Consider the following 7508-nt stretch of genomic DNA (forward strand, 5'->3'; position numbering starts at 1 on the left):
GTCTTGTCGGCCATGCACGTCATGGGTACTGCGCAGCGCCCGTGTCTCACAGATCGAGCGTCAACGTGGCACTCCTGGCCCGGGACACGCAGACGATGATCCGGTCGTTGGCCTCGGCGTCGGCGCCGAAGAGCACCGAGTCGCGGTGGTCTGGAATGCCGTCCAGCACGGTGGTCTCACAGGTGCCGCACACGCCGTCGCAGCAGGAGTGCGGCACGTTCCCGCCCGCCTCCAGGATCGCGTCCAGCATGCTTTTTCCCGCCGGAACGGTGATCTCGATGCCCTGCCGGGCCAGCTTCACCGTGAAGGCGCGATCACCGTGGTCGGCGGGCTGTGCGGGCGCCCTCGGCTTGAACCACTCCACATGCACCCGGTTGGCGGAAACGCCTTGTGCGGCGGCCTCGAAGGCCTCCATCAACGAGCCGGGGCCGCAGCAGTAGAAGTGGGTGTCGTCCGGCGCGTCGCCAAAGACCGATGCGAAGTCGATGGGGTGACCGCCCGGCACACCGTCGAAGACGGGCATCACCCGCCCGCCCGGCAGTGCCTGAAGCTCCGGCAGGTAGGCCGCCCGTTCGGGTGTGCGCGCGCACAGGAACAGTTCCCAGGGCCGGCCCAGCGCAGACAGTCGGCGTGCCATGGCCACCAGCGGCGTCACGCCGATGCCACCCGCCACGAGCCGGCTCAGGCCGGCCCCCTCGTTCAGCGGGAAGTGGTTGCGCGGCGCGCCGATGCGCAGTGCATCGCCTTCCCGCAGGGCCTGGTGCAGGTACGCCGATCCGCCCCGGGACAACGCGTCCAGGCCGACACCGATCAGGTAACGGCTGCGGTCTGCGGGGTCGCCGGCCAGCGAGTACTGGCGCACCAGACCCGCCCCACCGGGTGCGGGAATCTCCACGTCGATGTGGGCACCCGCCGTGAACGCCGGCAGGCGGTCGCCATCGGTGGCGCGAAGCTCGATCTCCCTGATGCCTTCGGCCAGGGTGCGGATGCGGTGGACGCGAACGCTCAAGGCGCCCTGCTGATCCATGGCGGGTGCGGTGGTCATGCGGCTGGGGCGAGATGCATGGGGGGCAGACCGGCCGATCCATGCGTGGTCACTCGCACCGGCATCGACCGCAGCCCGCGGAACACCGGCGAGTGCATGCGCACCACCTGGTCGCGAACGATGGAAAACGACTGGACCCGCGCGAACCACTCTTCCAAGAAGATGCGGCTCACCGCCTTGGCCAGCTGCGATCCCAGACAGAAGTGCACGCCGTTGCCGAAGCCCAGGTGGCGCGACGGGGGGCGGGTGATGTCGAACCGGTCGGGGTCCTTGAACTTGGTCTCGTCGCGGTTGCCCGAACCGTACATGACCAGCACGCTCTGACCGGACTGGATGACCTTGCCATGCATCTCGATGTCCTGCGTGGCCGTGCGGTGGAATCGCTGCGTCGGCGTGTCGTAGCGCAGCATCTCCTCGATCGCCTGGGGCGCCATGCCCAGGTTCGCTGCCAGCAGCTGCGCCTGGTCGGGGTGCTCGTGCAGGGCGAGCATGGCGTTGCCGATGAAGCTGGAGGAGCTCTCGATGCCCGCGCCCAGCAGGGTGGCGACGGTGTGCATCAGGTCTTCGGGGGACAGCTTGTGGCCCTCGACCTCGGCCTGGATCAGCGCGCTGATGAGGTCGTCTTCGGGCTTTTCACGGCGCTGTGCGATGGTGTTCTGCGCGTAGGCAATCATGGCCCGGCGCGCTTCGTGCCCCGATTCCGGCAACTGGCGTGTCACCGGATCGCGGTAGACCAAGCCGTCCACCCACTGCTTCAGTTGCAGGTGGTCGGCGCGGTCGAAGCCCAGGATGCCGCAGATGGTCGAGGCGCTGATGCGGGCCGACAGCGCCTGGATCAGGTCACCACCACCCGCTTGCACGAACGCATCCAGATACTCTTGCGCGTACTGACGGATCTGCGCTTCGCGCTCCAGCACCCGCCCCCGCATGAACGCCGCATTGACCAGCGCACGCAGCTGGTCGTGCTTGGGCGCATCGCTGGTTCCCAGCGTGCGCCCCATGCGCGCCGGATCGTCGTCCAGCACATTGCCCCTGGCGGACGAAAAGCGCACACCATCGCTGCAGGCCATGGCGATGTCGTCGAACCGCGAGAGCGCCCAGCACCGGCCGGCCTCAGACCAGTACAAGGGATGTTCGCGTCGCAGCACCGCATAGAACGGATACGGGTCCTCCTGCACGGCCATGCTGTAGGGATCGAACACAAATTGGGGGGTGCTGGCCATGTCTGCTCCTGGATGCCGAAGAACTGACGCCAACCCGTCCCGCAGCGGCGTCTTGATATTGAATATCTTATTGAATTCAATATTGAAAACAATAAGGGTTAACACGGATGGATACACTCCAAATCTGAGTCCTACTAGGAAGCCTCATGCTTCACCTGCGCACCATGAAACCCACCAGCGACCTCCAAACCTCTTTGCCCAAGGCCAAGTCCATGGAACGAGCGCTTCAGTTCCTGCGAAAGAAGATCGCCAGCGGAGAGCTCAATCCTGGGGAACAGATCCGGCAGCAGGAGATGGCCGAGGAACTGGGCATCAGCCGGGTGCCGCTGCGCGAAGCCCTGAACGTGCTGGCCGACCAGGGCATGCTCCTGCACCGCCCCAACCAGGGCTATTTCGTGACCAAGCGCGCGCCCAACGAGCTGGCCCAGATTTCCCGCATGCTGCAGTTGCTGGAAGACGAATTGCTGCGGTCCATTCAGTGGCCCGACGAAGACGGTCTGAAGCGCCTGAGAACCCTCAATGAGGAGATGCGCAGAGTGTCCTTCGCAGACGACTGGGCGCCACTGGTGCGCCTGAACCGGGAGTTCCACCTGCAGATATTCGACATGTCGCCCCACAAAGTCATCCTTGATGAGGTGCGAAGGCTGTGGGCACTGGCCGACCTGTTCATTGCCACCAAGTTTTCGGAACGCGCTGCGCGCCTGAAAACCTGTGCGGAACACGACGCCATCATTGAAAGCCTGCTCACCAAAGACCACCAGATCTGTGTACAGGTCATGCGCGAACACCGGACCAGCACCGCCGCGGGCCTGAAGCCCATTGAGTCCAAGACGGCCACCCCGGAAGCCGACTCCCTGAATTTCTTTCAGACGTCTTGACATGTACCGCCCGGCCCTCTGCCCGGACCTTCGACCCTCAAGCCGCAGACCGATGGTCCAGTCGCCAAAGAAAAGGGCGAACGAACCCTGAAATCCGTCCGCCCTGCAGGCGCCCAGTGCGCCGGATGGTTCTATTTGGCGTGCTTCTCGATCAAGGCACGCGCATCGTCCACCAACTTTTTGCCGTCGATGCCCTTCTTGGCCACGTCGACGATCCACTCCTTCTCCACGCTTTCGGTCGCTTTCATCCAGCGCTGCGTTTCGGCAGCATCCAGGTGAATCAGCCGGTTGCCGGCCTTCTCGGTCAGCCCTCGACCACCCTTGTCACCGGTGTCCATGGCACTGCCGAACAGGGCGGAGGTCTCCAGCCCGGTGTTGTCGTCAATGACTTTCTTCAGATCCGCAGGCAGCTTGTCGTAGCTGGCCTTGTTCATGAACATCGCGTTCACCCCGTTGTACAGGCTCCGACCGCCCACAAAGTCGGTGTGGTTCTTGACCAGATCTTGCAGACGCAGCGGTGGCACCAGCTCCCAGGGGCTCAGTGTGGCATCCAGCACGCCCTTGGAGAGCCCCTCGGGAATGGACGTGAACGGCATGCCCACCGGGCTGGCACCCAGTTTGCTCAGCATGTTGTTGACGATGCGCGAACCGCCCCGGATCTTCTTGCCCCGCATGTCCTCCATCTTGGTGATCGCCTCGCGGGAATGCACCAGCCCAGGGCCGGCAGAGAAGATGGCGAGCAGGCGCACCTCCTTCAGCTCGTCCATGGCGTTCTTTGCTGTGTATTCCCAGAGCGCCCGCGACGTCTTCTGCGCAGCACCCTCTCCCGCCAGGGTCATGAAGGGCAATTCGAAAACTTCCGTCCGGGTAAAGCGCCCAGGCGTGTAGCCCAGCACCGTGGCGGAGATATCCACCTGACCGTCCCGGACCTGATCAAACAACTGCGCGGGTGTGCCACCCAGGCTCATTGAATAAAAGCTTTGGATCTTGATGCGCCCGGCCGATTGGGTCTCGACCTTCTTGGCCCATTCCTGAAGCCCGAACCGGGCAATGGGCGCCTGCTCGGGCGTCGCCCAGTGCACACGCAACATGACCTCTTGCGCAGAAGCCGGGCCAGCCAGCGCTGCCAAGCCCAGCAAGCCACCCAAGACCTTCAACAACCGACGTTTTTTCATCTGTGTCTCCTTCTATTGATGCCATTTCAAGGCAAGGTAGTGCCACTGGAGGCCGTCAAGGTCCATCCAATCGCAATATGAATCCTATATTGAATTCATTTTTGAAGTATTGGTGTTTATCCCATGTCGGGCCTGCGGCCCACCGCTGGCCCCTTTCAGCTGGACATAGCGGCTGAGCGTTTTTCGGGCGTGTCCGAACAACGCCTCCCAGCAAGGTCGTGAACAGCGCGGTGGATTCCTGGATCAGGGCTTGCAAGGTCTTGTGCGGATTCAGCGGAGGGGGAGGTTTTGAGCACACCCACGAAGAAGACCGCCCCCTCCGCTGAACCCGCGCCTCGATGCGGACACGCGCTGAGCGTCTTCTGGCTATGCCTGTTCGTCTGCTACGCGCAGACGCATCGCCTACTTGCGCAACACCTTCTCATGCCTGTCCGGGTTCTTGTCTGTAGGGGGCGGCGACGGATGGGTCTCATCCCTCAACACACGGATTCCATCCAGCAAGCGTTGAAACGCCCTGGGACTCAGCCGGGAGAAGAACTTCTGCTCGGCCTCCACCACGATCTGATCGGCGCTCGACAGCGCCCGGTGCCCAGAAGCAGTCAGAAGCAGCGAGATCGAACGCTTGTTGTTGGGTATCGGTGCGCGCGTGATCAAGCCCCGAGATTCCAACGCCTTGACGGTTTCCCCCGTGGACTGCGTCGTGATCCCCAGCTTCCTGGAGAGTTCGGCGGGGCTCACGGGCTCGTGGTACCGGACCAGGCTCAAGGCCGTGTACTGAGGGGGCGTCAGGTCCTGATGAGCCAGTGCCGCTTCAAGCGTTGCATACACCCGTTGGTGCAGCTTCAACACTTGAAAAAAAGCTCTGGGCGATGCGACTGGGGTGATGGACGACGAAGACATGGGTAAATGTTGGCGTGGCCGCAAACCGTTTCGAAAAACACGTGGTGTTGACCTGCTGAGTATGTCAAGATGAAACGCAGCACCAACGAAGACTGAAATGGCAATGTGGCAAACCACCCCGGGAATTGTGGACGTCGCTTGGTTTGCGTCAGCCCTCCACCGTGGAGACCTGACGGCGTGTTGCCAATAGCAGTTGGCCTCCGCTTCTGCCGACGGAATGTACCCGATGGGTTCGAGCCGTCGGTGGACGGTTGAACCAGGACACCCCTTGCAGCGTGGCCAACTCCACCGATTCACGGATTGGCCACGACCAGCCGGGCGCTTCATCAAGCGCTCGACGGTGCAGCAGGTTTGCCAGTGGCGCATCATCGTACTGGGTCTGACGACAATCTGGGCAGCCATCTTGCGCGAGCTCCAGTGCGTGGCCGCCACTGGGGTACTCGGAGTGACCTGTTCCTCCAGCCTTGGAACAGCGGCACACCGCCCCCCCAGGCCGCTCCTTCATGGCGCAAGGATAGCTTTCCTAAGCTATCCTTGCGGACCATGAAGCTCTATAACTACTTCCGTTCATCTGCCTCGTTTCGCGTGCGCATTGCGCTGGCGCTCAAGGGGCTGGCCTACGAATACGTGCCGGTGCATCTTGCCAAGGGCGAGCACAGGCTGGCGGATTACGCCGACATTGCAGCCGACCAACTGGTGCCTGCACTGGAGTTGGACGACGGCACGCGGCTGTCGCAATCCATGGCCATCATGGAGTACCTGGACGAGACATACCCCACGCCCGCCCTGGTGCCGGCCAATGCGCTGGATCGAGCGCGCGTGCGTGCGCTGGCGCAGTCCATTGCCTGCGAGATCCACCCCATCAACAATCTGCGGGTGTTGAAGTACCTGAGCAAAGAGCTGAAAGTGGACGAAGAAACAAAGAACACCTGGTACCGCCACTGGGTGCGCACTGGGCTGGAATCGTTTGAGCGGCAGCTGGCGCAGCAGCCGCCATCGCCTTATTGTTTTGGTGACACGCCTACCCTGGCCGACTGCTGCCTGGTGCCGCAGATCTTCAATGGTCAACGCTTCAACACCAACTTGGATGGCTTGCCGCGCACCATGGCAGCGTTTGAAGCCTGCATGGCGTTGCCAGCGTTCCAGCAAGCGCAGCCTTCGGCCTGCCCGGACGCCGAAGCCTGATGGCGTTTACGGCAGACTGGATCGTCCCTGATTGGGCTGCGCCGGCTTCGGTGCGCGCCGTGTTCACCAGCCGTTCGGGCGGTGTGTCGGTGGCACCATTCGACAGCTTCAACTTGGGCAACCATGTGCGCGATGCGCCCGCCGCTGTTGCCCGCAACCGGGAACAGCTTGCTCATGCCTTGGGGCGGCGGCCGGTTTTTTTAGAGCAGGTGCATGGCGCCGCAGTGCTGCCACTGGACGCAGACACGCTTGACGGCACGGCGGCTGATGCGTGCCTGAGCACCACGCCCGGCTTGGCCTGCACGATCATGGTGGCCGATTGTTTACCGGTGCTTTTTGCCCATACATCGGGTGCCGTGGTGGCTGCTGCCCATGCGGGCTGGCGGGGACTGGCGCAAGGTGTTCTGGAGAGCACTCTGTCGGCCTTGGTGGTGGCTGTGCAGCGGACCGACCCAGCAGCCACGCCCGCCAGCGTGGCCCAAGAAACGTTGACCTGGCTGGGCCCTTGCATTGGACCTACCGCTTTTGAAGTCGGCGCTGAGGTGCGCGAGGCGTTTGTGGCGCGGCGGCCTGAAGCGCAAAAAGCGTTTGAAGCAAGCAGTGGGGGCAAGTTTCTGGCCAATCTGCCGGCGCTGGCACTCGGGCAACTGGGTGCTATGGGAATCACGCAGGTGACCGGCAACGATGGAACAGCACCTTGGTGTACGTTCACACAATCTTCACGTTTTTTTTCGCACCGCCGCGACGCCGCCGACCTCGGCAGCACTGGGCGCATGGCCGCCTGCATCTGGCTGGTTTAAGGGCGTTTCCATAAATATCCGTTCACCCTGAGTTTGTCGAAGAGCCTCGTTGTCGCGCAGCTCATGCCGAAACTCTTCAATAAGCGTGTTTATAAACAGACGGAACTTGACAGGTACAGAAAAGCCCAAACCCCCAGGCACGGTGAGGTACGAGGGGGTTTGGGGGGCTGGTAAGAGCCTGACGATGACCTACTTTCACACGGGAATCCGCACTATCATCGGCGCGAAGTCGTTTCACTGTCCTGTTCGGGATGGGAAGGAGTGGGACCAACTTGCTATGGTCGTCAGGCATAAAGGGTTGC

The 7508-nt window shown here is 62.6% G+C and carries 7 protein-coding genes and 1 rRNA gene; 3 read left to right on the plus strand and 5 right to left on the minus strand.

Annotated features, from left to right (window positions below):
* Positions 1-46: 46 nt before the first annotated feature.
* Positions 47-1045 carry a PDR/VanB family oxidoreductase gene (locus Q7J58_RS03375; RefSeq protein ID WP_304823421.1) on the minus strand — a complete coding sequence of 333 codons (999 nt, stop codon included), beginning with the start codon at positions 1043-1045 and terminating at the stop codon, positions 47-49.
* Complete coding sequence (locus tag Q7J58_RS03380; RefSeq protein ID WP_304823423.1) at positions 1042-2268, minus strand: cytochrome P450; 1227 nt, start codon at positions 2266-2268, stop codon at positions 1042-1044. The genes Q7J58_RS03375 and Q7J58_RS03380 overlap by 4 nt, the downstream gene beginning before the upstream one ends.
* Positions 2269-2414: 146 nt before the next feature.
* Between Q7J58_RS03380 and Q7J58_RS03385 the strand changes: the two genes are divergently transcribed.
* Entirely contained in the window at positions 2415-3146 is a 732-nt protein-coding gene (locus Q7J58_RS03385; RefSeq protein WP_304823426.1) for a GntR family transcriptional regulator, read from the plus strand.
* Between the two features lie 131 nt (positions 3147-3277).
* Here Q7J58_RS03385 and Q7J58_RS03390 read toward each other — a convergent pair whose 3' ends face one another.
* Both Q7J58_RS03390 and Q7J58_RS03395 read right to left on the minus strand, forming a co-directional pair.
* On the minus strand, positions 3278-4321 hold the full coding sequence (locus Q7J58_RS03390) for a TRAP transporter substrate-binding protein (RefSeq protein ID WP_304823429.1): 1044 nt from the start codon (positions 4319-4321) through the stop codon (positions 3278-3280).
* A gap of 402 nt (positions 4322-4723) precedes the next feature.
* Positions 4724-5221: a MarR family transcriptional regulator gene (locus Q7J58_RS03395; RefSeq protein WP_304823441.1), complete on the minus strand. Its 498-nt coding sequence runs from the start codon at positions 5219-5221 to the stop codon at positions 4724-4726.
* A gap of 543 nt (positions 5222-5764) precedes the next feature.
* On the opposite strand from Q7J58_RS03395, the gene maiA reads away from it, so the two are divergent.
* On the plus strand, positions 5765-6406 hold the full coding sequence (gene maiA / locus Q7J58_RS03400; RefSeq protein WP_304823432.1) for a maleylacetoacetate isomerase: 642 nt from the start codon (positions 5765-5767) through the stop codon (positions 6404-6406).
* The gene (gene pgeF / locus Q7J58_RS03405) at positions 6406-7206 is read left to right on the plus strand and encodes a peptidoglycan editing factor PgeF (protein WP_304823435.1); all 801 of its coding nucleotides are present in this window, start codon (positions 6406-6408) and stop codon (positions 7204-7206) included. The genes maiA and pgeF overlap by 1 nt, the downstream gene beginning before the upstream one ends.
* Positions 7207-7382: 176 nt before the next feature.
* Here pgeF and rrf read toward each other — a convergent pair.
* Positions 7383-7495 (minus strand): 5S ribosomal RNA (gene rrf, locus Q7J58_RS03410).
* Between the last annotated feature and the right edge of the window lie 13 nt (positions 7496-7508).

Origin of the sequence: Hydrogenophaga sp., assembly GCF_030656115.1 — a bacterium.
Taxonomy (GTDB): domain Bacteria; phylum Pseudomonadota; class Gammaproteobacteria; order Burkholderiales; family Burkholderiaceae_C; genus Hydrogenophaga.

Bases quoted from the DNA above. Each gene is read 5' to 3' on its own strand.
- Q7J58_RS03395 (WP_304823441.1), bottom strand. From the start codon at position 5,221: ATGTCTTCGTCGTCCATCACCCCAGTCGCATCGCCCAGAGCTTTTTTT.
- maiA (WP_304823432.1), top strand. From the start codon at position 5,765: ATGAAGCTCTATAACTACTTCCGTTCATCTGCCTCGTTTCGCGTGCGC.
- Q7J58_RS03375 (WP_304823421.1), bottom strand. From the start codon at position 1,045: ATGACCACCGCACCCGCCATGGATCAGCAGGGCGCCTTGAGCGTTCGC.
- Q7J58_RS03390 (WP_304823429.1), bottom strand. From the start codon at position 4,321: ATGAAAAAACGTCGGTTGTTGAAGGTCTTGGGTGGCTTGCTGGGCTTG.
- Q7J58_RS03385 (WP_304823426.1), top strand. From the start codon at position 2,415: ATGCTTCACCTGCGCACCATGAAACCCACCAGCGACCTCCAAACCTCT.
- Q7J58_RS03380 (WP_304823423.1), bottom strand. From the start codon at position 2,268: ATGGCCAGCACCCCCCAATTTGTGTTCGATCCCTACAGCATGGCCGTG.
- pgeF (WP_304823435.1), top strand. From the start codon at position 6,406: ATGGCGTTTACGGCAGACTGGATCGTCCCTGATTGGGCTGCGCCGGCT.